Here is a 26,186-nt window from a genome sequence, read left to right as displayed (position 1 = left end):
AAACGCTGGAAGCGGATCAAGGGGTTCAACCAACTGAAGCTGGTCGTGGACAACGTGCAGTTTCAGGATGGAATACCGGTGGAGGATCAATCTGACAGGAGCGCTGCCTGATGGTCATACACCAGATTTGACAATAACTCTTTGGGGGAAGGATTTTGTGCTATCTCCAGTTAGGCCTCGTGAAATAAAGCCGTCGTACTGGGATCGTTAGAGTCCAAAAATAGAAAAGGACGATAAGAAAACTTTAGGAGATAAATAGTTGGATATTGCGATTATCGGGCCTGAGAAGTTCGCATTTCAGGATATGGTCTGTATTGATCTAGCGCTGAGTTACCGATCCACTGAAATCCTGTCGTTGGTCCCTGAGCCTGCCGGAGGCGAGGATGCCTCAATCAAATGGACAAGCCCAAGAGATTTATTGCTTGAAGTTCAGGTTAAAGGGGCAAAAGGGATAGCTGATGTACGGTCATTGGCGGAGTATCTACTTCATTATCCCTCAAGAAAGCACGAAGGGTCGCTCCTCCAAAGGCTCATGGATGAAAATAGTCGATGTGCACTTTTTGTATTGACTGCAAGGTGTGCCGACCAGCTATTGCCAATTACGATTGATCACCCGAGTGATGTTTTTGATTCCTCGCGAGTCATTTCCGAAGATTTATCGAAATCGCTTAAAGAAGAACTGGGCAGGAGGGTAGCACATCCTCCAGAGTCCCCAAGTAAGCTTTCCTTGAATAGGTGGCGCGATATAGAGAGATTGTCGAAACGCTCGGTTAATGACTTCGAAAAGGCGCTTAAAAAGGTCAGCATCCTAGATCAAAAAACCGCCGAATCCATTGAAGTCAATCTGCACTCAATATTGCGCGCGGAGCGCTTTGACAGTCTATCTATACGCGGTGTTCTTGCTCACTTCAGTGATATTCTGGCCGCGGCAAAGCGAGGCCAGTCTGATGCCCTTTTCCCGATATTAAAGGAACTTCGGGAGCGTGCTCCTACAGCAGTTCGGCCACAAGGTTATCATGAGCGCAACTTGGAAGATCGCTTCGAAAACTTGCTGTCAAAAGACTCAGTTCTGTTGATTACAGGGCCGCCTCGTTCGGGAAAAAGTTGGACAGCGCGAGCCATAGCGGGCCGTTTTCAGGTGCGGGGGTTCGAGATCCGCCGAGGTGCGTTTGTCGAAGAAGCTCAACGCTTTTTGACGGAGCCCGTCGGAGGTGAACGTTTATATGTGCTGGATGATCCGTTAGGTTCACGTGAGCCTCATATCGATGCGAGTGCCCGGCTAGCTGCTTTGAGCGGACTTTGCGAGTTGATCCCCCCAAATCGGCGACTAATTGTTGCGCAATCTGAGCAGGTAATGTTGCAAGTGAGGGCCGTGCCTGACGTCAGAAGGGCTAGGGTGGGAAGCAAAAGTTGGCAGCGCATTGAACCATTAACAGTCGACGTGGCTAAAGACATCTGGAACTCTGCTGCAAGAGCTCAGAACATCTCTAAATCCTCAATTGATCGGGTTGTAGGGTTGCTAGAGAAAGAGAAAGGGCTGCGAGAACCTGGGGCCATCGCATATCTTGCTCAAACATGGACAGAGCTGCATCGGGAGCCTTTAGACGAAGAAATTATTTTGCAGGCAAGAAGTGACGCATCAAGCTTTGCTCAAGCGCTTGCCGAGCGAGTGCCACGGGTGCGGGAGCTATTAATGGCCTGTTCATTGGCTACTACAGAGTCAGAAGCTGCAGCTGCAGCTGAGCTGGCCTTCATTATAAACGGCGACGAAGAGTTGCCCGGGCTCGCTCCAGAGCTCCAAGTGGTAGAGCTGTTTGGTGATACGTCTTCAGAATTGCCGCCAATTTACGAAATCGAGCCATGTTTTGATAGCGCCCAAGAACATGGGCTTGAGGTGCTTCAGCGGCGTCGCGTCATAGCTGAGCAAGGCTCTCTTTTCAATTTCACCCATCCATATTTGCGTGCTGGAGCACAAACTTTAACCACGCCGGATATCCCATCAGACTTGAAGCGAGTTTTACGGCAGCTTAAGCGTGCCATTGCTTGTCCTTCTCCAGTGACATCGCTTGCTGCATCCAGAAACCTGCGCTGGGCGCGACACGCTCTTCGAGATACCGACACTAGCACTGTTTTTGGAATTGCTCACCTGGGGCTGCGATCTTTGTTCCCAGCAACGAGAGATTGCTGCTTCGAGTTTCTGGTGGAGTTCGCAAACTCATTGCCAAAAGAGCTCAAAGAAAAGTTGCCGGGTTTGTCTGAAAACATGGTGATGGAGCTAGGCCGCATCAATACATCTCATGGTGTTGGATTCATCTCTGGTACCTATGATTGGCTGGGTGAAGTCTCGTCAATAGAGGAAGTGCAGCCCTACCTTGACGCCATTGAAAGGGGAGACGATTTGGCTCTCGATCTTGCACTATCCCGTCGTCTCTTGCAGAGCCTTAGGAGGGATCCTGGGGCTTTGACGAGCTCTGCGATGCAACGTTTTATGCGTGCTGATGAGGCGCTAGTTCGTGCAGAGGCCGCTGAGCTTTGGACAATGCTTCCGAGAGAAAAAGACGACGATATCTTAGAACTGCTTAGCAATGACTCTGCTCCAGGCATGGCCAAAGCTCTTCTGTACGGTCTTGTCCGATGTTGGGGCGAAATATCTCTTTCGAGAAGAAAAAGGGTTCTGGGCATTTTGGCTAAACAAAGCAACTCTCTGAGCTCTGCAACTATTCTGTTTAGCCGTCTGGTGCTTTTCAATCGTTCGGAAAGCTACGGTGAGAACCCGCCCTGGGAAATTTTCAGCAAACTAATGCCAATCGTAATAGCTCATCTCCCGATTAGTGTTTCCTTTCATGATGGGCGATTAAATTCCGTTATTGATGATGCTAGTCAGGAAGTCTCAGCTGAACAGCTCCTTCCTGTAATCGAAGCATGGGCTGATCGGCTACTGCAGCGCATTGATAGCTATACGTTGGATGAGTTTGAGCTGAGTATTATCGAACCACTTATGAAAAGCGGGGGTATTGAGTTTCGGCTGCCAATTCTTGGGAAGCTCCTAAAGGTCCGAGACACTGGAGCGAAAGTTGTTTTTATTAAATGGCTAGTGATGAGCTGGGACGACCTTGAAAATCCAGAGCGGGAGCTTCTGAAAGAAAAGCTAAGAAACGCTGGTGAGGATAGAAATTGGTTGTTGGCGTCGGTACTGACCAGGCGAGTTATACCTGCCGAAATACTCGAAGAGTTTGATTATCCGGGTAACTTACTTGATTTTCCGCTTGATGAGATAGAGAAAATATTAGGCGAAGAATTGCTGAGTGCTTGCGTTCATGTGTATTTGGGATGGCCTCAACCGCTCTGGTGGTATGGAACTCACCATTCGGGTAATCCTCATTGGGAGAGGCTAATTCGAGAGTTGGCTAGAGAGCCAGAGCATCCCTTGCATCCGGCTGCATTCTATGAAGTCGCAAACCTTGACAAAGAGAATGAGCTGGCGAAAGTCGTCGAAGAACTTCCCGACGCAAGCTTGGAGAGTGCGTTCGAGAAACTGTTAGATTTTAAGATTTCACGAGTTGGGGATTGGCGGGGGCAGGCTTGGCAGAAGGTATTTGAGAGGGCTGAGACGCTACAGCGGTTGGATGATTTTTTCTTGAGAATAAATGAGCTGCTTGAAGGTATCCTCGAAGAGCCTCGTGACATAATTCTCTGGCTCGGAAAGGGGCGATACAGCGAAAAACTTCTTGGCCTTTTGCCGATGGACATTAATGCGGTCATTCGCGCCAGAAGACTCCTTGATGTTAAAGGAATGATAGAGGACGAAGTCGGAGAAAAAGGTCGGGAGGATTTGAAGCTCGTAATGGATAAACTCATGGAGCAGGAAATGTTCAGAATTAGAGAGAGCCCTCCCAGGCTGTTTGGTAGCTTAGGCGAAGTGGCGCGAATCTATGAAGGTCTGGGTGCTAAACCTGAGTATCTCTCTGAGCTCGAAGAAATGCGCAAAAAAGCTTTAGCTGTCCATCAAGAGGTGCATGATCGATTTACTGGCTCGCCAGCGGAGTTTCAATTGAAGGGGTGGGTAGCAAGGGTCGATTGATCTTTTTGAGAAATGGAGCGCTGTTGCCCTAAAGGCAACTGTTTCCAAAAAGCGTCGAATGTAGCTTTCCGGTTCAAAGGTTCTCTGTGAGCTGGTGAATTGTTTCTGGCATGGGCTGGAATCGCTTCTGCGAGAAAGTTTTTGCCTAAATGCCCCATGAGTGTCCCGCAGTATTCCCCAAAAACAACAAAGCCCGCTTAAAAGCGGGCTAAGTCATTGAATCTTATGGTGCCCGGAGGCGGAATCGAACCACCGACACGGGGATTTTCAATCCCCTGCTCTACCAACTGAGCTATCCGGGCATGTTGCGCTACTGCTGTGCAACGGGGCGCTATTAAACCGGTTTCGATGTTTTGAGTCAAGGCTAGGCCGGAAAAATTTCTGAATCTTTTCAGGCATGCTCAGGCTTTGATCAATCCGGGGTTATTGTTCCGGTGGAACGTAGCCCTCGGCCTTGTCGAACGGTTCGTTGTTGAAAAAATGTTCCATCTGCGCCTGCAGGTACTTGCGGGTGTTGGGGTCCATCAGGCTCAGGTGTTTTTCGTTGATCAGCATGGTCTGCTGGGCCTGCCATTCTTCCCAGGCCTGCTTCGAGATGTTCTCGAAAATGTCCTGGCCCTTGGCGCCGGGCATGGGCGGGAAGTCCAGGCCTTCCAGTTCTTTCTGGTATTTGCGGCAGAAAACAGTACGGCTCATGATGGCTCCTGTTGGCAAATGTTGCTGGCGGTGATGATAACAGATCGTTGCGGCTGAGGGGGCCAGCGCACTGGATCAAAGCAGAGCTGCTTGCTCCGGTTCGGTAAGCAGCGACCGGATTGGAGCAGGCAGGCCGAGGTTCAGGGCTTCATGGCGGTGTAGCCATTTCAGATGATCCTTGTCTGCAACGGTGTTGGCGCCGCCGGTGACGTTTAGTCGGGCGGGCTGTATGTGCAGGTGGTAATGGGAAAAGGTATGTCGAAAGCCGTTGATAAGCTCTGGTTCTGCGCAATCCAGCCCCAGGCTCTGTTCGCAGGCTTCCTGAAGCTCATCGGCTCCGTAGGCCGGGTCTAGTTCCGGCAGGCTCCAGAGGCCGCCCCAGATGCCACTGGGCGGGCGACGCTCAAGCAGAATGCGCCCCTCGCCATCCTCAAGAATCACCATCCAGGTGGATTTCTCCGGCTTGGCCTTTTTCGGTTTGGAGCCGGGGTAGAGTGAGGTTTCACCCTGGGCGTAGGCTCTGCAGCCCTCTTGCAGCGGGCAGCTCTCGCAGGCCGGGCGGCTGCGGGTACACACCATGGCGCCGAGATCCATAATGCCCTGGGTGTAGTCGCGCACCCGCTGTTCCGGAGTGTGCTCTTCGGCCCGTTGCCACAGCTGGTTAAGCACGGCTGTCTGGCCGGGCCAGCCGGGGATGGCATGGTAGCGTGCCAGCACCCGTTTCACATTGCCATCCAGTATGGCGGCGCGAATGCCGAAGGCCTGGGCCAATATGGCGGCGGCTGTGGAGCGGCCAATGCCGGTCAGGGATTCAAGCTCCTCCTGGGTTTGCGGGAACTCACCATCGAACTCGCGCACCACCGTCTGGGCGGCTTTCTGCAGGTTGCGGGCCCTGGCGTAGTAACCAAGGCCGGACCAGTGGCTGAGCACATCATCCACCGGCGCTTCGGCCAGGGCATGAACGTCCGGGAAGCGTTCCATGAACGCTTCGAAGTAGGGGATAACCGTGGTTACCTGTGTCTGCTGCAGCATGATTTCGGAAACCCACACACGGTAGGCATTCCGGTTGTGATGCCACGGCAGGTCATGCCGGCCGTGGCAGTCGTACCATTGGAGCAGTTTGTTGGCGAAGCTGTCCGGCATCAGTTGAACAGTCCTTTGAGTTTGTCGCCGATCTGTTCCTGCACCTTTTCTTTAACCTTCTCTTCCGCCTTGGCTTTTGCCTTGTCCACTTCCTCACGGGCTTTCGCCTTGGCGGCATTTTCGGCGATGGTCTTCAGGGTGTCCCGGAAGCGGGAGCCGTCAAAGGAGCAAAGTCCTGCCGGATCCTCGGCGAAGTTGCCACGGCACTCCACGGGAATAACCGCGTTTTCTACATATTCGGTAACGCGGCAGGCGTTGTCCCGGTGGATTTCACCAACGACTCTTAGCCCAACCTCATAATCCAGTTCGCTCTGGGTCAGATCCACCGTGCCATTGCCCTCGAGGCGCATGCCGGCCAGCGCCGCCACGAGATCTGTGTTGTTGAGGCTGTTGCCGTTGATTTCCAGGGTGCCGCGCATGTCGTTGAACGGCGTGGTAGTGCCCCAATCGGTGGTCGTCAGCTCATCCTGGTTGACCAGAGCGATGCCCTGGCAGGCCATGCGTGTGAGGTTCATTCGGCGGAACTCGCCCTCTGCGAGGTTGAAGCTGATCTGTCCGTCAGCATTGCTGCGCAGTGCCGAGATCCGGTTGCCAGAGGTGTTGGCGTTCACTTTGAGATTTGCCCCGCCGGCGAGCATATCCACTTCTGCCAGATCGGTGAGCAAAGGCAGGGTCTGTACATTGGTTACGTCTGAGCCAACGGTCCATTTCGGATTGTCGCTGCGGGCGTCGATGGTCACGTTGGCACCAAAGCTGCCCTCGTACAGTTTGCCGCTGAACTCATCAACCTTGAGCAGGCCGTTTTTCGCGGTGGTGCTGGCTTTGATTTCGTTGATAGTCAGGTTGCTGACGATCAGCTGGCCGAGTCCCAGATCAATATCCAGCAGCAGGCTGCGAATGGTCTCCAGGGGCAGAAGGTCGCCTTCGGGTCCGGCTGCAGCGGTTTCCTGGGATGCGGGTGCTTCCTCCGCCTCTCCTTCCGCTTTTGGTGGCAGGTATCGGTCGGCATTCAACTGGTCGCCCTGGAGCTGGAAGACAACGCCTGTGTCGGCAAGGTTGTAACTGCCGGAACCAGTGAAGGTGGTGTCATCCAGTTTGATGGTCAGGTCGGTGAGCTCCACCTTGCCGGCCGGACCGCCAATACCGGTGGAGAAGGCGATGGCTTCAAGTACGTCCGGATCGCTGGTTTCCACCGGGGGCTGGCCGAGGTTGTTCAGAAGATCCTTCAGCGAGAACTCGGCGATGGAGATCTCGCCGCTCAGGGTTGGCTTGTCGCCGAATCCGGTAACGTCAAGATCGGTCGACAAGTTCAGGTTGGCCAGGCTGGCGGTAAAGCCGCTCAGGTTAGCGGTCTCGTTTTCCAGGTTCGCCCTGGCAGAGCCCGCCAGTTCAGCCGTGACCTCTTTGCCACCGAACGGCTCTCCGGTCATGTCAAACACGGCATTCAGACCGGATACGGCGAACTCGTTGAGAGCCTCGTTGGCGGCGAGGCGGGCGCTGATATTGCCATCCACTTCAAACGTGGGCTGGGTGGTGGCTACCCGGAACCCGATTTCCAGCGGGAACTCGGAGCCCAGAGTAATGTTGCTGGCGTTGACGGTGAAGTTCTCCAGCGTGACCGACTGGCCGGTGCTCTTGTCGGTGTAGTGCACCTGGGCGTTGCTGATCTGAACGTTTTCAACGTTGAAGTTCAGAGGCTCGCCGCCGGCGCCCTCGCTCTCTTGTGCCTGTTCATCCTGGGTTCCGGCCGTTTCCTCGGTTGCCGCTCCCGCCGCCTTCTCGGGCATAATGCGGGTCCAGTTGCCGTTGCCCTGTTCGTCCACTTCGAGTCGGGCGTCCAGCCCGTCCAGTACGAAGGTATTCACCCTCGGGGACATGGCAATCAGTGACCAGAAATCAATCTGGGCCACCAGTTGCTCAAGGGCAACAAAGCGGTCACCTTCCAGGGTGGCCTCTACGGAATTCAGCTCAAGGCCAAGTGGAATAAAAGACCAGCCGATGTCGCCTTCAAGGACCAGATCCAGGTTCGTGGCATCCTCAACGGCCTGTTCAATCTGCGGTTTGTAATCGTTGGGGTTGATCACGGCCATGGCGATGGCAACGGCAGCCACGGCAAGAACGATCAGTGCAACGATGGCAATCAGCACATAACGGACGGCTTTCATGATTCAGGCTTCCTTCCTATTTTTAGGAGCTTGCAGTATTCGCTGTGAATACCGACGCTAATGACCCAAAGGATAACGCAGGGTTAACAAATTAACAGCGCGGGAGTATGACAATGCGGTAGTGTTGGGCCAAAATACACGACCCTGATTTTCGGACTACATTGATACCTATAAACACAAGAAGGAGTTGGCCGTGGCTATTACCGTTTCGATTGAGCTGAACCGCGAACTTGAGATTCCGGGCAGCTATGATGAAGTGTTCGATTTGCTGGCGGATGTGCCACGTTCAGCCAGTCACTTCCCGAAAGTCCACAAACTTACCGACCTTGGCGATAACGCCTACCGTTGGGAAATGGAAAAAGTGGGCGTCGACAAACATGCCATCCAGTCGGTGTACGCTTGCAAATATCACTCGGACAAAGACGCCGGCAAGATTACCTGGGAGCCGGTGAAGGGCGAGGGCAATGGCGTCGTGAGTGGTTCCTGGACCATCAAGTCCAAGGGCGATAATGCCACCGCCGTGAAGTTCCAGACCAGCGCAGAGTTGACTGTGCCCCTGCCCAGCCTGCTCAAGCTGGCCATCAGCCCGGTTATCAAGCACGAGTTCAACAGCCTCGTAGACACTTACATGAACAATCTGAAGAAGGCGTTCTGACGCAGCCCTTTCTGCCATATACCTGCACTTCGCTATCGTAGCGATTAAACCGGTTGTGGGACTCCAGCCGACATAAAAGGTATAATCGCCGGATCGAATTTTTCCGGCTTTATGCCGCTCAATTGTCACGGAGTCCCCATGGCCGAACGCAAGGCTCGGGTAGAGAGAAATACCCTTGAAACCCAGATCACCGTTGAGATTGATCTCGACGGAACCGGCAAATCCAGTTTCGATACCGGCGTGCCGTTTCTGGAGCACATGATGGACCAGATCGCCCGCCACGGTCTGGTGGATCTGAATATCGTTTCGAAGGGCGACCTGCACATTGATGACCACCACACCGTGGAAGACATCGGCATAACCCTTGGCCAGGCCTTCAAACAGGCGGTTGGCGACAAAAAGGGCATTCGCCGCTACGGCCACGCTTATGTCCCGCTGGATGAGGCGCTCTCCCGAGTCGTTATCGATCTGTCCGGTCGCCCGGGCCTGATGATGGATGTGCCGTACACTCGCGGTGCCGTGGGTGGCTTTGACGTCGACCTGTTCGAGGAGTTTTTCCACGGCTTCGTGAACCATTCCATGGTGACCCTGCACATCGACAATCTGAAGGGTAAAAACACCCACCATCAGATTGAAACCGTGTTCAAGGCCTTCGGCCGTGCCCTGCGTATGGCGATTGAAATGGACGAGCGGATGGCCGGTATTACACCGTCTACCAAGGGTTCGCTGTAAACGCCTCGTCGTCAGAAGGCTCGCTTTAACCGGTCATGTTTGACCGGTCAATCAAGGACACCGCAACAACCATGAAAACCGTTGCCATTATCGACTACGGCATGGGCAATCTTCACTCTGCCAAAAAAGCAGTTGAGCACGTTGCCCCGGACACCACCGTGCTGGTCACCGACAACGCCGAAAAAATCCGTGAAGCCGATCGTGTCATCCTCCCTGGCGTTGGTGCCATTCGCGACTGTATGGCCGAAATGCATCGTGTCGGGGTAGTGGATCTGGTTCGTGAGGTCTCTCAGGATCGCCCGTTTCTTGGCATCTGCGTGGGCATGCAGGCCCTGATGTCCCGCAGTGAAGAGAACGGCGGCGTTGACTGCATCGGCCTGTTTCCTTCGCAAGTACGCTATTTCGGTGACCACCTCACGGAAAACGGCGAGCGCCTGAAAGTGCCCCACATGGGCTGGAACCAGGTGCAGCAGACCATTGATCACCCCCTTTGGCATAACATTCCCGAGGGTGACCGTTTCTACTTCGTGCACAGCTTCTACGCAGAAGCCGAGGGCAACGCCGATATGGCAGGCCGCACCCGCTATGGGGTGGACCTTGCGGCAGCAGTCGCGCGAGACAATATTTTTGCAGTGCAATTCCACCCGGAGAAAAGTGCCCGGGCGGGCCTGCAGTTGCTCGAGAATTTTACAAACTGGACTGGAAAATGCTGATAATTCCTGCAATCGATCTGAAAGACGGTAAATGTGTACGCCTGCGTCAGGGCCGGATGGACGACTCCACGGTGTTTGGTGACGATCCTGTCAATATGGCCACTCGCTGGGTGGAAGCCGGCGCCCGCCGGCTGCACCTGGTTGACCTGAACGGCGCGTTTGCCGGTGAGCCGGTCAACGGCGAGATTGTCCAGGCCATTGCCCGTAAATACCCGGATCTTCCCATCCAGATCGGTGGCGGTATCCGGTCGGCAGAAACCATCGAAGCCTACCTGAAGGCCGGTGTGCAGTGGGTCATCATTGGCACCAAGGCCGTGAAAGAGCCGGAATTTGTCACTGAGATGTGCAAAAAATTCCCGGGTCACATCATCGTCGGCCTGGACGCCAAAGACGGCCGCGTAGCCACCGATGGCTGGGCGGAGGTCTCGGAAGTGATGGCTACCGATCTTGCCAAGCGCTTTGCCAACGATGGCGTGGACGCGATTGTGTACACCGATATCAGCCGAGACGGCATGATGCAGGGCGTCAATGTGGAGGCGACTGCTGCACTGGCAGAAGAGGGTGGTATTCCGGTTATCGCGTCTGGTGGCGTGACCAATATGGATGATCTGAAACGCCTGGCTACCGTGGCGGACAAGGGCATCCTTGGTGCCATCACGGGCCGTGCGATCTATGAAGGCACCCTGGATGTCGCTGAAGCGCAGGCTTTCTGCGACGGTCTGAAGGGGTAAGGGCGGCTTATGGCTCTGGCGAAACGCATCATTCCCTGCCTCGATGTCGATAAAGGCCGCGTGGTGAAGGGCGTCAATTTCGTTGATATCCGCGATGCCGGCGACCCGGTGGAAGTGGCCCGTCGTTACAATGAGCAGGGTGCCGATGAAATCACCTTCCTCGACATCACGGCCAGCCATGAGAGCCGTGACACCACCTACGAGACCGTTGAACGAATGGCGGCGGAAGTCTTCATTCCGCTGACTGTCGGCGGTGGTGTGCGTACCGTGGATGACATACGCAAGCTCCTGAATGCCGGCGCAGACAAGGTGTCGATCAATACCGCAGCCGTGTTCAACCCGGAGTTTGTCCGGGAAGCGGCGGACCGCTTTGGCAGCCAGTGCATCGTGGTGGCCATTGATGCCAAGCGGGTGAGTGAACAGGGCGAGGAGCCCCGGTGGGAAATCTTTACCCACGGTGGCCGCAAGCCCACAGGGCTGGATGCCGTGGAATGGGCCCGCAAGATGGTGGAAATGGGCGCTGGTGAGTTACTGCTGACCAGCATGGACCGGGACGGCACCAAGATCGGATTTGATCTCGGGCTGACCAAAGCCATCAGCGATGCTGTGATTGTGCCGGTGATTGCCTCAGGCGGTGTCGGAGAGCTGCAGCACCTGGCTGATGGCGTGACTCAGGGCGGTGCCGATGCGGTATTGGCGGCGTCAATCTTTCACTTCGGACAGCACACCATTCCTGAAGCGAAGGCCTTCATGAAGGCTCAGGGCATAGAAGTCCGCGATTAATCCTTCTTTGCAAAAGCAGGTCGAATGGCCTGCTTTTCTCCTTCCGCAAACATCTCCCGATTGCCGTTGCGCATGGCCCAAAGGCCGCTGACCGTGGCAATGGCGATGCCTTGCTCATCCAGTTTGGGTAGGTGCTTCTCCAGGTAATCCACGGTGACTTTGTGAGGATGGCCAATGCCGATGGCGCTACCGTTTTCTTTGGCGCGCTTGATCAGCAGTTTGAACTGGCGGTCCACAAACTCTTCGGTCTGTTCGTGGTCGAGAAACACGTCCCGGGTCATGGTCGGAATGCGGTACGCCGCTGCGACATCACCGGCCACGGATGAGGCGATGGTGCGGCTGTCGATAAAGTACACGGGGTAGCGGAACAGCTCTTTCATGACCCAGTCCATGGGCTGCAGCTGCTGGGTCAGCAGGCTGCCCATGTGGTTGTTCACGCCCTGGACATGGGGAATCGACTGCAAGGCACGGCGAAGGGTGGTCACCATGCTCTGTTCGTCCATCTCGGGGGTCAGGCCGCCCGGGCCCAGGCCATAGTTGCGGGTGTTGGCCATGGGGGCGTGCAGCATGATTTCCTTGTGCTGCTTATAGGCGAGCCGGGCCAGGCTGTCCGTGTGTGGACGGTACGGTAGAAAAGCCAGCGTGAGCGGCTGATCCAGGTTTGCCAGTCGCTCACCTTCAACAAGGCTGTGGCCCATGTCATCAATAATGATGGCAATGGTGGGCGGCAGTGCTTTTCGGGCCGGCTCCGCGGACACCGTGCCGGCGGTAAAACAGAATGCTACGGCCAGCAGAGTACTGACTACTCTCACTGATCGCTTCCTTCTGCCTTGGCGCTCTTGTTCGGGTTCAGAATCCTGATTCCCTTGAGCAGGTTCAGTGCCGAGCGTAGCTGATAATCCCGGTCGGCAAGAGAACCGGTTGCGTTCTGGGCATCATCGTTTCCATCCTGGTCCTGCCCCTCGTTCTGCCCTTCAAGGTGCCCGCTCAGATCCGCTTCGGTGAAGAACGGCTTGCTGTCGAGCTCCTTGAGTTCCGCCGGCCGTACTTCAATATCGGGTTTGATGCCGGTGGCCTGGATGGAGCGGCCATCCGGTGTGTAATAGCGCGCGGTAGTCATCTTGATGGCGTGGGTCTCATCCAGCGGAATGACCGTCTGGACGCTGCCCTTGCCAAAGGACTTTGTGCCCATCACCACAGCGCGCTCATGGTCCTGAAGCGCGCCGGCGAGGATTTCTGAAGCAGAGGCGGAGCCGCCGTTGATCAGCACGACAATAGGCGTGCCTTCCATGATGTCGCCCGATCGCGCGCTGAAGCGCAGGCGGGAACTCTGGATGCGGCCCTCGGTGTAGACGATCAGTCCGTCATCAAGCAGGGCATCTGCGGTCTCTACGGCCGCCTGCAGCACCCCGCCCGGGTTGTTGCGCAGGTCGATAACAAGGCCGTCAAGATCGCGTCCGAGTTCGTCTTCCAGTCCGTTGAGGGCATCCTTGAACTGCGAGCCGGTATCCGCCTGGAACTGGGTAATGCGAACATAACCGTAACCATTTTCCAGCATTCGGGATTTCACGCTGGTGACCTTGATAACGTCCCGTTCCACTTCGATTTCGATGGGAGCGCTTTCCCCCTCACGCATAATGGTGAGCGTCAGGATCGAGCCGGGTTTGCCCCGCATTAGCTGGACAGCCTCTTCCAGGCTCATGCCTTTAACCGGTTTTTCATCCAGCTTGATGATCAGGTCCCCCGCCTGAACCCCTGCCTTCTGCGCTGGCGTGTCGTCGATGGGGGCAATCACTTTCACAAAGCCGTTTTCCATGCCCACTTCAATGCCCAGCCCGCCGAACTCGCCGGAGGTGCTCTCTTCGAGCTCTTCGTAGTCCTTGGGTGCCAGGTAGGTGGAGTGAGGATCGAGGTCTGACAGCATGCCTTTAATGGCGCTTTCGAGGAGTTTGCGATCGCTTACTTCCTCGACGTACGCATCTTTGATGCGGCTGAATACCTCGGTGAACTTGCGGAGGTCTTCCAGTGGCAGCTGCTTCTCCGGATCCGGCAGGCTTATTTCCACGCGTTCGCCGTTCTGGATGCCTTCCAGCAGCTGCTCGGTGGCGGCGTCTTTATCCTGGGCCCAGGCCAGTCCGGAAGCGGTTGCGAAACAGGTAGCGAGAGCAATGCTGCGTAATGGCAAGGCGTGGAGTGTACTTCTGACCCGTTTCATTCACATATCCCGTTTTTATTCCGATAGTTGGACTGGTTTCCCTGACTCCGAACAGTATGGCGTTACCTGCGGCGTTTGTCAGCCCTCCCGGGGCTTCTCAGTTTGCCAGCCACCGGCCCGGATTGTCGGGCTTGCCATTGTGCCGGACTTCAAAATACAGCGCCGGGGAATCGGTGCCGCCGGTGCGGCCGGCCTGGGCGATGGGCTCACCAGCGGCCACCCAGTCTCCCGGGCTGGTGAACAGGCTGCTGCTGTGGCCATACAGTGTCATGTAGCCGTCGCCGTGATCAATGATGGTGATCAGGCCAAATCCCCTCAGCCAGTTGGCAAACACGACCCGACCGTAGTGTATGGCGCGAATTTCCGCGTCGTCTCCGGTGGCTATAAGCAGGCCGTTGCGCCGGAGTTTGCCGTCGGCATAGCGCTCGCCATAGCGGCTCAACACCTGGCCCTTCACTGGCCAGGGCAGCTTGTTGCGCAATGACGCGAAGGGCTGGGATTCATTGGGCGAGGGGATGTTGTTGATCGCCTGCTGGACTTCCTCAAGCAGGTTTTCCAGCCGTTTGCGATCCGATTCCAGCTCTTCCCGTTCGCTGCGACGGTTCTGGATATCGGCATTCAGGGCGGCCAGCGTCTGCTGGCGTTCCTGTCTGGACGCTGTCAGGTCCTGTTGGCGTTTGGCTACGTTTTCCTCGGTTCTTGCCAGTTCAACCCTGGTCGACTGAACCGCAGCCTGGGTGCTCCTGAGTTCCTGCAGGCTTTGCCTGAATGCCTCCAGGCGGTCGACTGTGTCCTTGCTAAGGTATTCGTAGTAGGTCATGGTCCGGGCAATCTTGTCCGGATCAATTTCATTGAGCAGAACCTTTACGGCTGGTGCATCCCCTTCCATCCAGGCGGCGCGGATCTGCGTCTTGAGGCTGTCCCGCTGGCGGTTGAGTGTGCGGGTGAGCTCCTGGGCTTCTTTCTCCAGCTCCCGGAGTCTTTGCTGCTGTCGCTCTGCCTGCTGGCGCAGGGAGCGGCGTTCAAGGGTCAGGCGGCTGATGTTCTTTTCGGTCGCAGCAAGCTGCCGCTCCAGGGCGGAGCGGTCTTCTTCGGCATCCTCCAGCCAGTCGTCGATGTCCTCAATGCGTTCCTTGAGTTCCTCGATCTGGGCCGGGGTGACCTCCTGCTGGGCGAGTGCCGGCGCTGCACCCAGTAGAAGGGTGAGCGCCAGAGTTGCGGTAAATCGCAAAGGTTGGTTCCGTTCCCGGATCAGCCGATCTCGACCAGGCTGTGCCCGGTCATTTCCTTTGGTTGCTCCATTCCCATCAGGGCTAGGAGAGAGGGCGCAACGTCGCTCAGGCTGCCGTCGTTCTTCAACACAACTTTGCGGTGGCCGGTGTATACCAGTGGCACCGGGCCGATGGTGTGGGCAGTGTGAACCTGGCCTGAATTCGGATCGGTCATCTGTTCGCAGTTGCCGTGGTCAGCCGTGATCAGAGCTTCGCCGCCTACCTCATCCAGGGCCTCGACAACGCGTTTCACGCATTCGTCCAGGCATTCGGCCGCCTTGATTGCAGCGTCCAGCTTGCCGGTGTGACCAACCATGTCGCCGTTGGCATAATTGCAAACAACCAGATCGTACTTGCCGCTCTTGATCGCTTCCACCAGCTTGTCGGTTACCTCTGGTGCGCTCATTTCGGGCTGCAGATCGTAGGTCGCCACCTTGGGGGAGGGCACAAGAATGCGCTCTTCACCGTCGAACGGTGTTTCCAGGCCGCCATTGAAAAAGAAGGTTACGTGGGCGTATTTCTCTGTTTCGGCGATGCGCAACTGGGTCTTGCCCTGCTTCGCCATGTATTCGCCAAGGCCATTGGTAAGCTGTTCGGGCGGGTAGGCGCAGGAAGTTTTGATGTCCGCCGCATACTCGGTCAGCATCACGAAGTCGGCCAGTTCGGGGTGCTTCTTGCGCTCGAATCCGTCGAAGTCCTTCTCCACAAAGGTGCGGGTCATTTCCCGGGCACGGTCGGCACGGAAATTCATGAACAGCACCGTGTCACCATCGTTGATCGTTCCCTCGGGCTCGCCCGGAGCGTGGATCCGGGTTGGCGTTACAAACTCGTCGTTTTCCCCGCGCTCATAAGCCTGTTCCAGCCCGGATACCGGATCGGCCGCAGTGAACTCCGCGGTGCCCTGGGTCATCAGGTTGTAGGCCGCTTCCACGCGGTCCCAGCGGTTGTCGCGATCCATGGCATAGTAGCGGCCCACGATCGAGGCAACGCGGCCGACGCCGAGGCTCTTCAATTTGGCCGCGGCCTTCTCCAGGGATGGTTTTGCGCTGCGGGGCGGCATGTCACGGCCATCGAGGAAGGCGTGGATGTAAACTTCCTTCGCGCCACGTGCGGCGGCAAGTTCGGCAGCGGCAATAATGTGGTCTTCGTGGCTGTGTACACCACCGGGCGACATCAGACCCATGAGATGAACGGCTCGGCCGCTTTGGACAGCCTTGTCGATCGCTGAGCAGAGCACTTCGTTCTGCTGGAAAGTGCCTTCTTCCAGATCTTTGTCGATACGAGTAAGGCTTTGATAGACCACGCGCCCTGCGCCCAGGTTCATGTGGCCAACTTCCGAGTTACCCATTTGCCCTTGCGGCAGCCCAACAAACATACCCGATGTATTGATCAGGGTTTTGGGCTGGTTTTGCCAGAGTTTGTCCCAGAACGGGGTGCTGGCATTGCTGATGGCATTGTCTTCAGCCGGGTCGCGATGGCCCCAGCCGTCCAGGATAATCAGTGCAGTCGGCTTGCGCATTGCAGTCATCATTAAGTCCGGAAGTAAAATGTTAGTAAATTTACTAAAACGAAAACCAAGTTTATCTATTTTCGCATTTACTGGCCACTTTCGTCACCTTCTGTCCGGGGAGCAGGCTGTGTATAATCCCGCCAAACTCATTATCAGGGTAAATTCATGGACCGGTTGTTTGAATTTGTCGTTAACCACTACATTCTTGTGTCGCTGTTCGTGGCATTCCTGGTTGCCATTCTCATTCTGGAGTCCCGTCGTGGCGGTGCCAAGATCTCGGCCCAGGGTGCGGTCAATCTGATCAACAAGGATGAAGCCGTTGTAGTCGACATCCGGGACCGCAAGGAGTTTGGTGAGGGCCGCATTACCGGCTCGATCAACATTCCCCTGAACAGCCTGAAGAGCCGGGTTGGTGAGCTGAGCAAGTTCAAGGACAAACAGATCATCGTTGCCGACAAGATGGGCCAGCATTCTGCCATGGCGGTTAAACAGCTGAACGCGGAAGGCTTCAGCAATGTGGTTCGCCTGAACGGCGGCGTTGCCGACTGGAAAGCCAGCAATCTTCCGCTGGTGAAGAAATAGAGCGGCCCTTGATCTGAAGATCATTCTGCCGCACTGTTTCACATAAGCCGGCCCGGCGCCAACGTAAAATGTCCCGGCAGCACACTTCATAACATCCCATAACAGCGGGCCCCGAGCCCATGATCGAGAACGAAAGGATTGAAAATGGCTGAGAATCAGCAAGCCGCAGCAGGCAGTGACAACCAGAACCAACCCCAGTTTGCCCTTCAGCGCATCTATGTGAAGGACCTGTCTTTTGAGTCACCCAACTCTCCGCTGGTATTTCAGGAGCAGTGGAAGCCGCAGGTGAATCTGGATCTGAATACGTCTCACAACAAGGTCAGCGACAACCAGTACGAGGTTGTGCTTTCCCTGACCGTCACCGCGAAAGTGGGTGAGAAGGTAGCTTACATCGTCGAGATCCAGCAGGGCGGCGTGTTCCTGGTGCAGGGCATCGAAGGCCAGCAGCTGGGCCAGATGCTGGGCGCCTACTGCCCGACCATCCTGTTCCCGTATGCGCGCGAAGCGATCGACGGTATTGTGAGCAAGGGCAGCTTCCCGGCCCTGATGCTGGCGCCGGTGAACTTCGACGCCATCTATGCCCAGGCGCTCAAGCGCAAGCAGGAAGAAGCTGCTGGCGAGGCAAGCGAAGAGCAGCAGACTCACTGATCCGAACCACTGTGATCAGATATAAAAAAACCGGCTCAGGCCGGTTTTTTTATGTCGCTCCGTTAAACCCCAGCTGCCGCCAGGCCTCGTAAACCGCCAGGGCTGCGGTATTGGAGAGATTCAGGCTGCGGCTATGCGGTTGCATGGGAACCCGCAGGCGATGCTCAGGCAGCAACCCCTCGCGGACATCAGCGGGAAGGCCGCGGGTTTCCGGGCCGAACATCAGGTAGTCGCCATCCTGGTAGCTCACTTCGTGGTAATGGGCGCTGCCTTTGGTGGTGAACCCGAACAGGCGTCCGGGTTGCTCGCTGGCCAGGAAGTCCTGGTAACTCTTGTGGATCCTGACCGTTGCGTACTCGCTGTAATCCAGCCCGGCCCGCCGCATCTGTTTGTCTTCCAGGTTAAAACCCAGCGGTTCAATCAGATGCAGCTGGCAACCGGTGTTGGCGCAGAGCCGGATGATGTTGCCGGTGTTCGGCGGTATCTCCGGCTCGTACAGCACAACGTGGAGCATGAAGCTTAGCGCTCGACGGCCAGGGCAACGCCCATGCCGCCACCGATGCACAGTGTGGCCAGGCCCTTGTGAACATCGCGGCGAACCATTTCATGCAGCAGGGAGACCAGAATGCGGCAGCCGGATGCGCCGATGGGGTGGCCCAGGGCAATGGCGCCGCCGTTCACGTTAACCTTGCCGGTGTCCCAGCCCATGTCGCGATTTACAGAAATAGCCTGGGCTGCGAAGGCTTCGTTGGCTTCCACCAGGTCCAGATCTTCCGTGCTCCAGCCGGCAAGCTTCAGACACCGCTGGCTGGCCGGGATCGGGCCGGTGCCCATAATCGTCGGGTCCACGCCTGCGTTGGCGTAGGCCTTGATGGTGGCGATCGGAGTCAGCCCCAGTTCTTTCGCTTTCTCGGCACTGCAGACCATCACGGCTGCGGCGCCATCGTTGAGGGATGAGGCGTTGCCGGCGGTAACGGTGCCGTCTTTCTTGAAGGCCGCACGCAGGTTGCCCAGTCCCTCGGCAGTCACGCCGTCACGGGGGCCTTCATCGCGGTCAACGACAATCGGGTCGCCCTTACGCTGGGGAATGGAGACCGGAACAATCTGCCCATCGAAATAGCCGGCTTCGCGAGCGGCGGCGGCCTTCTGCTGGGACGCCGCTGCAAACTCGTCCTGCTCGTCCCGGCTGATGCCGTATTTCTCGACGATGTTCTCGGCCGTGATGCCCATGTGGTAATCGTTGAAGGCGTCCCACAGGCCGTCCTTGATCATGGTATCCACCATGGACCAGTTGCCCATCCGCTGGCCATTCCGGCTGTTGGGCAGCACATGGGGCGCCTGGCTCATGCTCTCCTGGCCACCGGCGATCATCATCTCGGCGTCGCCACAGCGGATGGCCTGTACCGCCATGTGAACCGCTTTCAGCCCTGAGCCGCAGACCTTGTTGATGGTCATGGCGGGCACCGACGCTGGAATGCCGGCGTTAATGGCAGACTGGCGAGCCGGGTTCTGGCCAACACCGGCGGTAAGAACCTGACCCAGTACCACCTCGTTGATCTGGTCACCGGCAACGCCGGTTTCTTCCATTAGTGCCTTGATGACGGCGGTTCCCAGCTGGTCTGCGCTCAGGCTGGAAAGACCTCCGCCAAAGGTTCCGATAGCAGTACGGCGGGCGGCAACAATAACGACATCACGCATGGGAATTCTCCGGATCAGTGGCGCGCGCGGGATTGGGGCCGGCGCGAACAGGATTGAAAACTGCTGGCATTGTATCCGGAAAGCGGTCACCGGCCAAAGATCAGGTCCGTCATGCGCGGGTTGTACTACATGTTCAGGCTTCGGCCGCCATCAACAGAGACGATTTGCCCGGTGATAAAGGGCGCATCGCAGATCAGGAACGCAATGGTTTCGGAAATATCGTCAGGGTTGCCGGTGCGGGCCAGTGGCGTCTTCTGAAGGATTGCCTGTTGGGCGGATTGATCCATCTCGGCTTCGCCCTCTGGCCAGAGGATTGCGCCTGGCGATACGCCGTTCACGCGCACGTCCGGCGCCAGGTCTTTTGCCCAGGAGCGCGTCAGGGCAGCCAGGCCGGCCTTGGTGGCGCAGTACAGCGGGTGATCATCGATAGGCCTTTCACTGTAAATATCGATCAGATTTACGACGCTGCCGCGGTTTCGCCGAAGTTCGGCCAGGCATCCCTGAAGCAGGAAAAATGGGGCCCGTAGGTTGGTGTTCAGGATTGTGTTCCAGTCGTCTTCGGTGGCGTCTGCGGTCGGGGTGGGGTAGAAGACCGATGCATTGTTCACCAGCGCGTCCAGTCGGCCCCACTGTGCGATGGCGTCACTGGCCAGCCGGTCCACTCCAGTTAACTGGCTCAAATCCGCCTGCAGGGCGCAGGCGGAGTCGGGCCGTTGGCGGTTCATCTGCGCAATCAGTGAGTTCGCCTGCTCTTCCCGGGTCCGGTAGTGAATCACCAGGTTCCACCCTCTTTCGTGAAGTGTCCGGGCAGTCTGTGCGCCAAGACGGTGGGCTGCGCCGGTGATCAGGGCAACAGGCGTTGTGGACGGCATGGTGCCTCCTCAGTGGTTGGTCGGGGCGACGGCGTCGCCGATGCGTTTCAGGCGTTCAGTCCGGATTGCGCTGCCCAGTTCCTTGCCTTTATACCCTTGCGCCAGGAGGGTTCTCGGCTCAACGCCGGTCGCCGCTTCCGAGGCGGTTCGCAGCAGGTCCAGTGTGAGGGAATCGCCCGGCAAGGCGCACTCGAGCACCTTCGTGAGTTGCGAAAAACGTTCCGGGCGGCGCCAGACGTCCGCCTGGTCGAGCAGGTCCAGAAGCGTTTCGGCTTCCGGGCTTTGCGCATCAATGTCCCGGATCTGGGGTGTGAAGGCAGTAACCAGTCGCGCCAGATTCTGACAGTCATTGGGTGCCTTCAGGGCTTTGCCCCTGTCCTTTGCAACAGGGGCATCCAGGGGGGAGAGCAGGGCCGCAAAACGCTCCTCCGTCTCGGCGTGCAAGCGGCGGTGGACGCAGCCAAGTGCCGCCATCGCGAGTTGAAAGACTTTTTCCGAAGCTAATTCCGGAACAAGAACCTCAAGGGCGCCGCAGTCACGAAGAACTTCGAAAAAGGCCTCGGGCGCCTGTTCATGCAGCGCCCGCTGGAATTCTTGCCAGACCCGTTCGGGCACCAGGTGGTCTACTTCTCCGCTATCCACCATGCGCTTCATCAGGGCCATGGTCTGGTCGCACACGGAAAATCCCAGCGGGTGAAAGCGGGCTGCGAACCGGGCTGTGCGAAGAATTCTCAGGGGGTCCTCGGCGAAGGCCTCCGAGACATGCCGAAGCTTGCGATCTTCAATATCTCTGCGGCCTTCAAAGGGGTCGACCAGATCGCCGTTTTCAGCTTTTGCCATCGCATTGATGGTCAGGTCCCGGCGCTTCAAATCCTGCTCAAGGGTGACGTCGGGCGCGCTGTAAACAGTGAAGCCGTGGTAGCCGCGCCCCTGTTTCCGCTCGGTGCGAGCCAGGGCATATTCTTCCCGGGTTCGGGGATGCAGAAATACCGGGAAGTCCGCGCCCACCTGCTTGAAGCCGTTGGCTAGCATTTCCTTTGGAGTTGCGCCGACCACCACCCAATCCCGGTCCTTGACCTCAAGGCCGAGTAATTCGTCACGAACGGCACCGCCAACCAGATAGGCCTGCATGAAATCGCTGATTCCTTTCGGGAGTGTGTCGGTGGATTATCCGGTTCCCGGGCAGGGCAGGCAAACCTGTGACGCATGAGGGCCATAAAAAAGCCCGCCCGGATTGCCCGGGCGGGCTTTGATTGGAGCTTGGGGTCAGATGAAATCTTCATCTGACCCCACTTTCAGCTTTCCATCAGAACGCGGTGCCAAGCTCCAGGGCGGCACCGGCATCTGCATCGCTGTACAGGGCGCCGATATCGAGGCGGACGCCGACAATGTTCAGTCCGAGACCTGCCGTGAACTGGGTTTTCTCTTCAATGCCGTCGTTGTCATCGTTGCTGGCCAGGTTGTGGCGAACACCCACCCGCAACTGGGCGTAACGGAAGGCGTCGAATTCGGCGCCAAGGGCTGCCCACTGGGTGTCGTCCTCAAAGCCAAAGGCTTCCTTTTTGGTCAGGTCCACTTCCGCGGTGATAACGTGGTATTCGCTCTTGTGCGCGATGCCCGCTGTAACCATCGGGTCCAGCTTTAATGTGCGAACTTCCTCTCCGAGCAAAGGCCGGCTCGCAGCGGAGTCGAGCTCCATGGGGATCAGGTTTTTAACGACAATTCCGGTGTTCCACTGGTTGGAATCACCAAAGCTGTAGGCTGCGCCCACGTCGAGGTTGAAGCCGCTCTTTTCAGTCTGATACTGGTCATCGTCGAATTCGTCATCTTCGAAACCGGAAACCGCTTCCGTGTACTGGAAGGTGCGTAGCTCCACGTATTTCGGCGACAGGCCAAGCTGGAAGCTGTTGCCATCCTGTAGCTCAAAAGCCCGTGCGAAGCTGATGCCCACTTCCCCGACGGCGGATGCCAGTATTTTTCCTTGTGATGTCAGGTTCAGGGTGCCATTCGTACTGATCTGGTCGACGGCATTCTGAACGTCCTGGGCCGTTGCTGCAGTGGCAATCGCATTCAGTGCGGTAATATCCTGATCGGACACGTCACCACGAACGGTTGCTGTCAGGTTTGCATTGGTAAACACGCCGACAGCCAGAGATTGTCCCGGCACAGCCAGGCCCAGCCCTAGACCGGCGTTCACTCGCATGGTGTCCCTGTCGAATTCGGTCAAACGGTCGCTGAGATCGGCGGCGCCGTCCTGAATACTTTGTGGGTCGTCGGTATTGGGATCAAAACCGGAAACCAGCGATTCAAGATCAGTGATTACATCCTGGATATCATCCACCTGGTCAACTGTTTCTTCCTCATCCGCTGCGCGAGCATTCACCGAGGGCAGCATCAACCCAAAATCATCGTTCCAGCTGTGGTGATCGGAGGCCATCATCGCTGGGTTATCCATCGGCGCTGATGATGGTGTTGCTACAGCGACGCCAGTGCCACCCATGGCAAAAGAGCGGGCAGACATAAACGACTGCGGGCTGGCCAGTGCAGAACTGGTGGCAATGGAAAGACCAATAGCCAGAGAAAGTTTGGTCAGGCGATATCCGGTCATGAAGAATCCTGTCAGGTAAAAAGGCAAAATAGATGTTACGTACCTGAAAGGGTAAGGCAGAACCTTATCCAGCTCATGACGCATGGGGTAACGGTTTGTTTTTGATGTGTAAACAGAGGCAGTTTTTTGCCGCATAGGGATTGCAAAACAATACGGTTGGGAGTTGTTGATCGGAATATCAGGCAGTTAGAAAAACTGGCGTAGTTTTTTCATGGGAAACCGGAAATGACGTTTTCTGGAGACACGCAATGAACCTTCGCTGGATACTTATGCCTCTGCTGGCAACAACGGTGGCTGCTTGTGCGCCGGTTGGCAGTTATCAGGGGGATAACGGCAACCAGTCCCGCCAGGATACGATGCTGGAGCCAATTACTGTGCGGGTGAGCGGTCTGGGGACCTATGAGGATGTTGCGGCCGACCGTTCAAATATCCGCAAACGTCTGATGGCCCGGCGGGCCTCCCAGCTGGACGCCTACCGGAATCTCGTTGAACGGGTCTACGGTACTGTCGTGTACGGCAGTTCCACCGTTAATGATTTTGTGCTGCGCAACGACACCTTCAGAACCTATGTGGACAGCTACATTCGCGGCGCGAAGTTGGTCGCGGTCAACGAGCACAGCGACGGTGTCTTCGAAACGGTGATGGAACTGAAGCTCGAGCCACGTTTCCGGGCCTGTGTGGCCAAGGTTGCTGATGATCAGGTGCAGGATCTCTGCCCGATTCCCATGCCGCAGGAAAATGACAGCGTGGGCGATGTGCAGAGCAAAGGCGTGGATTCCCTGTATTACCTTGATTGATCGAGAGTATAGAGAGTGTAGGGAGTATCGAGAATTATGAAACGCTTGCTGTCACTGGCTGTGCTCGGAGCTCTGGCGCTCTTCGTGGTTTCTGCCGCCCATGCGGTGGTTCTGGAAGGCGTGGGCCATGCCAATATCCACAATGGCAACCTGGAAGCCGCCCGGGCTGAGGCCCGCAAGGCCGCAATCCGGGACCTTTCCCTGCAGTATGAAGCCAGGGTTAGCACGCACGACACCATGAAAAACGGCGTGATCACTGAGTCACGGATGGATCTGGCGTCAAGCGCCAGAGCCCGGAATGTGCGGGTAATTGATGAGTACCAGAGTGGCAATCTGTTGCGGGTGATTGTCCGGGGCGATATCAGCGAGAGTCGCAGCCAGTGTGGATCTGGAGATTCCGGACGCCTGAAAAAGCGCGTCGCAGTGACCGGGTTTCCTGTCCTGTATCCGGACCAGGCCAGAGTCGGGCGGATTGATGACGCCGGCGAAATCTTGCCGCAACAACTCCAGCAGCGTTTGGTGGCTCAGGGCGGATTGCAGGTCTTTGGTGCGACAACCTCACGGATGTTCACGGATCTGCTGAACGCGCCTACGGTACAACAGGGCGACAATCGATTGACCAATGTACTGGAACTGGCCCGTGAAATGGGCGTTCAGTTCGTAGTGACAGGCGTTATCCGGGATCTTGGCGTTGCGGATCCGTCAGCGTGGGGCACCTCCGTGCTGGATAAAATGCAGCGGGGCATCGGGGCGGTAGATCAACGGCGCCGGTTTGCGGCTGATCTCGTTATCTTCGACGGCTTCAGTGGCGCGCCGGTCTATCGTCAGAGATTTGAAGCCGCGGCCGATTGGGATGCCGGGCCTGGCAGTTCAGCAGGGTTCGGCTCTGCCGGCTTCCAGAAAACCGCCTACGGTCAGGCTGTCGAGGATGTTATCGCAGACATGGCGATGGCAGTAACGGATGCATTGGCGTGTCAGCCCTTCATGACCAGAATTGCGCGGGTAGACGACTTTTCTGTAACGCTGGAATCCGGGGCTACAGCAGGCCTCAGGCCGGGTGATGAGTTGAAGATCTATCGCAGCAAGCGCTACCTGGAATCACCAGATGACTCACCAGAATTGCAGGACAGCGACTTGTCAGTGACGCTCGAAAAAGTTCAGCCGCATTTTAGCCGGGGTACCATGCCGCAACTGGGCGGCATCGTGAATATCCAGAGAGATGATATAGCGATTATCTGGTAGGGCTGACGGGCATCAATTGCTGGCGTTGGCCACCTCGGCGGCCGCAATGTCGCGGATCTTGCCAACCATCGCCCTGAGCCCGTTGCCGCGGGTCGGGGAAATGTGCCGGAACAGGTCCAGCTGCTCGAATAACTCATCAATGTCCGTGGCCAGCAGGTCCCTCGGGGTTTTGCCGTTAAGGGCGACCAGGATGATGGCAGCCAGTCCACGAACAATCATGGCGTCGGAGTCAATCAACAGGTACAGCCGGCCACTGTCTTCATCGTAATGATGAATCAGCCAGACCTGGCTCTGGCAGCCATGAACATAGTTTTCTTCAACCCGGGATTCCTCGGGAAACGCAGGAAGCTGCTTGCCCAGATCAATGATAAAAGCGTAGCGCTCTTCCCAGTCGTCCAGCAGCTCGAAGCCATCGAGAACGTCATCCAGGGTGGTGTCTTTACCCAAGGGGTTGTTCAGAAAGTCCTGTTCACTGGCAGTCATTTACAGCATTCCCAGTTCGAGTTTGGCTTCGTCGGTGAGCATTTCGTTGCTCCAGGGCGGATCGAAGGTCAGTTCAACGGTCACCTTGTCCACATTGGGCACATGCTCGAGCTTGGTTTTCACATCTTCGGTTATCACCGGGCCCATGCCGCAGCCGGCGGCAGTCAGCGTCATCAGCACGTACACATGGTTGCCGTCTTCGGTGCCATTTTCAATCCTGCACTCGTAAATCAGGCCCAGATCCACTACGTTCACCGGAATTTCCGGATCGTAGCAGTTCTGCATGGCTTCCCAGACCTGGTTTTCGTTGACGGTGCCGTCTTCCGGGGTTTCAAAGCTGCTTTCCAGGGGTTTCTTGCCGAGCGCGTCGGCATTGTGGCCTTCAATCCGGGCAAGGTTACCGTTAACAGCGACCGTAAAGGTGCCACCCAGCGACTGCGTGATGGTCACAAAGGTGTCCGACGGAATCATGATTTCGGTTCCGGAAGGAACAAGGCGGGCTTCCACCTCGCGTTTGGTCAGGACCACTTCCCGTTCTTGCATGCCTGTTCGGGCCTCGCT

At 56.7% G+C, this 26,186-nt stretch carries 24 protein-coding genes and 1 tRNA gene; 10 read left to right on the top strand and 15 right to left on the bottom strand.

From position 1 onward, the window contains the following. Nucleotides 1-259 precede the first annotated feature (259 nt). A complete protein-coding gene (locus AC13E3_RS08280) occupies nucleotides 260-4,081 on the top strand; it encodes an nSTAND3 domain-containing NTPase (protein WP_482901900.1) in 3,822 nt (1,273 codons plus the stop codon). A 226-nt stretch (nucleotides 4,082-4,307) separates the two neighbouring features. Here the strand turns inward: AC13E3_RS08280 and AC13E3_RS08275 are convergent. The 4 genes from AC13E3_RS08275 to AC13E3_RS08260 all read right to left on the bottom strand — a co-directional run bounded on the left by AC13E3_RS08275 (nucleotide 4,308) and on the right by AC13E3_RS08260 (nucleotide 8,085). After that, nucleotides 4,308-4,383, bottom strand: a tRNA-Phe gene (locus tag AC13E3_RS08275). 121 nt (nucleotides 4,384-4,504) lie between these two features. Further along, nucleotides 4,505-4,777, bottom strand: coding sequence for an oxidative damage protection protein (locus AC13E3_RS08270; RefSeq protein WP_008169302.1), 273 nt, complete (start codon nucleotides 4,775-4,777; stop codon nucleotides 4,505-4,507). 75 nt (nucleotides 4,778-4,852) lie between these two features. Continuing rightward, the gene (gene mutY / locus AC13E3_RS08265) at nucleotides 4,853-5,920 is read right to left on the bottom strand and encodes an A/G-specific adenine glycosylase (RefSeq protein ID WP_008169303.1); all 1,068 of its coding nucleotides are present in this window, start codon (nucleotides 5,918-5,920) and stop codon (nucleotides 4,853-4,855) included. Beyond that, entirely contained in the window at nucleotides 5,920-8,085 is a 2,166-nt protein-coding gene (locus AC13E3_RS08260) for an AsmA family protein (RefSeq protein WP_482901899.1), read from the bottom strand. Before AC13E3_RS08260 ends, mutY begins: the two co-directional genes overlap by 1 nt. A 193-nt stretch (nucleotides 8,086-8,278) precedes the next feature. On the opposite strand from AC13E3_RS08260, the gene AC13E3_RS08255 reads away from it, so the two are divergent. From AC13E3_RS08255 to hisF, 5 genes are all read left to right on the top strand, one after another. After that, the gene (locus AC13E3_RS08255) at nucleotides 8,279-8,740 is read left to right on the top strand and encodes an SRPBCC family protein (protein ID WP_008169307.1); all 462 of its coding nucleotides are present in this window, start codon (nucleotides 8,279-8,281) and stop codon (nucleotides 8,738-8,740) included. Nucleotides 8,741-8,878: 138 nt separating this feature from the next. Continuing rightward, on the top strand, nucleotides 8,879-9,472 hold the full coding sequence (gene hisB / locus AC13E3_RS08250) for an imidazoleglycerol-phosphate dehydratase HisB (protein WP_007153401.1): 594 nt from the start codon (nucleotides 8,879-8,881) through the stop codon (nucleotides 9,470-9,472). Between the two features lie 71 nt (nucleotides 9,473-9,543). Then, nucleotides 9,544-10,185 carry an imidazole glycerol phosphate synthase subunit HisH gene (gene hisH, locus AC13E3_RS08245; protein ID WP_008169314.1) on the top strand — a complete coding sequence of 214 codons (642 nt, stop codon included), beginning with the start codon at nucleotides 9,544-9,546 and terminating at the stop codon, nucleotides 10,183-10,185. Continuing rightward, nucleotides 10,179-10,916, top strand: a complete 738-nt coding sequence (gene hisA / locus AC13E3_RS08240) for a 1-(5-phosphoribosyl)-5-[(5-phosphoribosylamino)methylideneamino]imidazole-4-carboxamide isomerase (protein WP_008169315.1) — start codon at nucleotides 10,179-10,181, stop codon at nucleotides 10,914-10,916. Before hisH ends, hisA begins: the two co-directional genes overlap by 7 nt. 9 nt (nucleotides 10,917-10,925) lie before the next feature. Continuing rightward, a complete protein-coding gene (gene hisF, locus AC13E3_RS08235; protein WP_008169318.1) occupies nucleotides 10,926-11,699 on the top strand; it encodes an imidazole glycerol phosphate synthase subunit HisF in 774 nt (257 codons plus the stop codon). Here the strand turns inward: hisF and AC13E3_RS08230 are convergent. The 4 genes from AC13E3_RS08230 to gpmM all read right to left on the bottom strand — a co-directional run bounded on the left by AC13E3_RS08230 (nucleotide 11,696) and on the right by gpmM (nucleotide 16,713). Then, nucleotides 11,696-12,511, bottom strand: coding sequence for a divergent polysaccharide deacetylase family protein (locus tag AC13E3_RS08230; protein ID WP_008169319.1), 816 nt, complete (start codon nucleotides 12,509-12,511; stop codon nucleotides 11,696-11,698). The two genes, hisF and AC13E3_RS08230, sit on opposite strands and share 4 nt — an antisense overlap. Continuing rightward, a complete protein-coding gene (locus AC13E3_RS08225; RefSeq protein ID WP_008169320.1) occupies nucleotides 12,508-13,914 on the bottom strand; it encodes a S41 family peptidase in 1,407 nt (468 codons plus the stop codon). The genes AC13E3_RS08230 and AC13E3_RS08225 overlap by 4 nt, the downstream gene beginning before the upstream one ends. A gap of 97 nt (nucleotides 13,915-14,011) precedes the next feature. Continuing rightward, complete coding sequence (locus AC13E3_RS08220) at nucleotides 14,012-15,145, bottom strand: murein hydrolase activator EnvC family protein (RefSeq protein WP_092032109.1); 1,134 nt, start codon at nucleotides 15,143-15,145, stop codon at nucleotides 14,012-14,014. A 20-nt stretch (nucleotides 15,146-15,165) separates the two neighbouring features. After that, the gene (gpmM, locus tag AC13E3_RS08215; RefSeq protein ID WP_008169322.1) at nucleotides 15,166-16,713 is read right to left on the bottom strand and encodes a 2,3-bisphosphoglycerate-independent phosphoglycerate mutase; all 1,548 of its coding nucleotides are present in this window, start codon (nucleotides 16,711-16,713) and stop codon (nucleotides 15,166-15,168) included. Nucleotides 16,714-16,860: 147 nt separating this feature from the next. Here gpmM and AC13E3_RS08210 point away from each other — a divergent pair, with 147 nt between their 5' ends. Both AC13E3_RS08210 and secB read left to right on the top strand, forming a co-directional pair. Further along, nucleotides 16,861-17,277, top strand: a complete 417-nt coding sequence (locus AC13E3_RS08210; protein WP_008169323.1) for a rhodanese-like domain-containing protein — start codon at nucleotides 16,861-16,863, stop codon at nucleotides 17,275-17,277. A 144-nt stretch (nucleotides 17,278-17,421) separates the two neighbouring features. Then, nucleotides 17,422-17,925 (top strand): protein-export chaperone SecB, encoded by a 504-nt coding sequence (gene secB, locus AC13E3_RS08205; RefSeq protein ID WP_008169324.1) that lies wholly within the window; start codon nucleotides 17,422-17,424, stop codon nucleotides 17,923-17,925. A gap of 49 nt (nucleotides 17,926-17,974) precedes the next feature. Here secB and trmL read toward each other — a convergent pair whose 3' ends face one another. From trmL to traF, 5 genes are all read right to left on the bottom strand, one after another. Then, nucleotides 17,975-18,439, bottom strand: coding sequence for a tRNA (uridine(34)/cytosine(34)/5-carboxymethylaminomethyluridine(34)-2'-O)-methyltransferase TrmL (trmL, locus tag AC13E3_RS08200; protein ID WP_008169325.1), 465 nt, complete (start codon nucleotides 18,437-18,439; stop codon nucleotides 17,975-17,977). 5 nt (nucleotides 18,440-18,444) lie between these two features. Beyond that, nucleotides 18,445-19,623 carry an acetyl-CoA C-acetyltransferase gene (locus tag AC13E3_RS08195; RefSeq protein ID WP_092032106.1) on the bottom strand — a complete coding sequence of 393 codons (1,179 nt, stop codon included), beginning with the start codon at nucleotides 19,621-19,623 and terminating at the stop codon, nucleotides 18,445-18,447. Nucleotides 19,624-19,748: 125 nt separating this feature from the next. Continuing rightward, on the bottom strand, nucleotides 19,749-20,495 hold the full coding sequence (locus AC13E3_RS08190; protein WP_008169327.1) for a pteridine reductase: 747 nt from the start codon (nucleotides 20,493-20,495) through the stop codon (nucleotides 19,749-19,751). A 9-nt stretch (nucleotides 20,496-20,504) separates the two neighbouring features. Continuing rightward, nucleotides 20,505-21,626 carry a tRNA nucleotidyltransferase/poly(A) polymerase-related protein gene (locus AC13E3_RS08185; RefSeq protein ID WP_092032103.1) on the bottom strand — a complete coding sequence of 374 codons (1,122 nt, stop codon included), beginning with the start codon at nucleotides 21,624-21,626 and terminating at the stop codon, nucleotides 20,505-20,507. 175 nt (nucleotides 21,627-21,801) lie between these two features. Further along, nucleotides 21,802-23,103: a conjugal transfer protein TraF gene (traF, locus tag AC13E3_RS08180; RefSeq protein ID WP_008169329.1), complete on the bottom strand. Its 1,302-nt coding sequence runs from the start codon at nucleotides 23,101-23,103 to the stop codon at nucleotides 21,802-21,804. Between the two features lie 248 nt (nucleotides 23,104-23,351). On the opposite strand from traF, the gene AC13E3_RS08175 reads away from it, so the two are divergent. Beyond that, nucleotides 23,352-23,900 (top strand): LPP20 family lipoprotein, encoded by a 549-nt coding sequence (locus tag AC13E3_RS08175; protein ID WP_092032100.1) that lies wholly within the window; start codon nucleotides 23,352-23,354, stop codon nucleotides 23,898-23,900. A gap of 36 nt (nucleotides 23,901-23,936) precedes the next feature. Then, a complete protein-coding gene (locus tag AC13E3_RS08170; protein WP_014578231.1) occupies nucleotides 23,937-25,142 on the top strand; it encodes a flagellar assembly protein T N-terminal domain-containing protein in 1,206 nt (401 codons plus the stop codon). Between the two features lie 12 nt (nucleotides 25,143-25,154). Here the strand turns inward: AC13E3_RS08170 and AC13E3_RS08165 are convergent, their stop codons facing one another. Beyond that, nucleotides 25,155-25,625 carry a SufE family protein gene (locus AC13E3_RS08165; protein ID WP_008169334.1) on the bottom strand — a complete coding sequence of 157 codons (471 nt, stop codon included), beginning with the start codon at nucleotides 25,623-25,625 and terminating at the stop codon, nucleotides 25,155-25,157. Next, a complete protein-coding gene (sufT, locus tag AC13E3_RS08160) occupies nucleotides 25,626-26,168 on the bottom strand; it encodes a putative Fe-S cluster assembly protein SufT (RefSeq protein WP_008169336.1) in 543 nt (180 codons plus the stop codon). It abuts the gene before it with no gap. Nucleotides 26,169-26,186 lie beyond the last annotated feature (18 nt).

It is taken from the genome of Marinobacter sp. L-80 (genome assembly GCF_056859395.1).
This window is presented reverse-complemented; position numbering and strand designations above follow the sequence as displayed.

Excerpts from the sequence above, each read along its gene's own strand:
- AC13E3_RS08170 (WP_014578231.1), top strand. The coding sequence starts at position 23,937 with ATGAAACGCTTGCTGTCACTGGCTGTGCTCGGAGCTCTGGCGCTCTTC.
- AC13E3_RS08175 (WP_092032100.1), top strand. The coding sequence starts at position 23,352 with ATGAACCTTCGCTGGATACTTATGCCTCTGCTGGCAACAACGGTGGCT.
- AC13E3_RS08165 (WP_008169334.1), bottom strand. The coding sequence starts at position 25,625 with ATGACTGCCAGTGAACAGGACTTTCTGAACAACCCCTTGGGTAAAGAC.
- AC13E3_RS08260 (WP_482901899.1), bottom strand. The coding sequence starts at position 8,085 with ATGAAAGCCGTCCGTTATGTGCTGATTGCCATCGTTGCACTGATCGTT.
- AC13E3_RS08190 (WP_008169327.1), bottom strand. The coding sequence starts at position 20,495 with ATGCCGTCCACAACGCCTGTTGCCCTGATCACCGGCGCAGCCCACCGT.
- hisA (WP_008169315.1), top strand. The coding sequence starts at position 10,179 with ATGCTGATAATTCCTGCAATCGATCTGAAAGACGGTAAATGTGTACGC.
- AC13E3_RS08195 (WP_092032106.1), bottom strand. The coding sequence starts at position 19,623 with ATGCGTGATGTCGTTATTGTTGCCGCCCGCCGTACTGCTATCGGAACC.
- hisB (WP_007153401.1), top strand. The coding sequence starts at position 8,879 with ATGGCCGAACGCAAGGCTCGGGTAGAGAGAAATACCCTTGAAACCCAG.
- AC13E3_RS08185 (WP_092032103.1), bottom strand. The coding sequence starts at position 21,626 with ATGCAGGCCTATCTGGTTGGCGGTGCCGTTCGTGACGAATTACTCGGC.
- sufT (WP_008169336.1), bottom strand. The coding sequence starts at position 26,168 with ATGCAAGAACGGGAAGTGGTCCTGACCAAACGCGAGGTGGAAGCCCGC.
- traF (WP_008169329.1), bottom strand. The coding sequence starts at position 23,103 with ATGACCGGATATCGCCTGACCAAACTTTCTCTGGCTATTGGTCTTTCC.
- trmL (WP_008169325.1), bottom strand. The coding sequence starts at position 18,439 with ATGCTCCACGTTGTGCTGTACGAGCCGGAGATACCGCCGAACACCGGC.
- AC13E3_RS08270 (WP_008169302.1), bottom strand. The coding sequence starts at position 4,777 with ATGAGCCGTACTGTTTTCTGCCGCAAATACCAGAAAGAACTGGAAGGC.
- hisF (WP_008169318.1), top strand. The coding sequence starts at position 10,926 with ATGGCTCTGGCGAAACGCATCATTCCCTGCCTCGATGTCGATAAAGGC.
- hisH (WP_008169314.1), top strand. The coding sequence starts at position 9,544 with ATGAAAACCGTTGCCATTATCGACTACGGCATGGGCAATCTTCACTCT.
- AC13E3_RS08225 (WP_008169320.1), bottom strand. The coding sequence starts at position 13,914 with ATGAAACGGGTCAGAAGTACACTCCACGCCTTGCCATTACGCAGCATT.
- mutY (WP_008169303.1), bottom strand. The coding sequence starts at position 5,920 with ATGCCGGACAGCTTCGCCAACAAACTGCTCCAATGGTACGACTGCCAC.
- AC13E3_RS08210 (WP_008169323.1), top strand. The coding sequence starts at position 16,861 with ATGGACCGGTTGTTTGAATTTGTCGTTAACCACTACATTCTTGTGTCG.
- secB (WP_008169324.1), top strand. The coding sequence starts at position 17,422 with ATGGCTGAGAATCAGCAAGCCGCAGCAGGCAGTGACAACCAGAACCAA.
- gpmM (WP_008169322.1), bottom strand. The coding sequence starts at position 16,713 with ATGACTGCAATGCGCAAGCCGACTGCACTGATTATCCTGGACGGCTGG.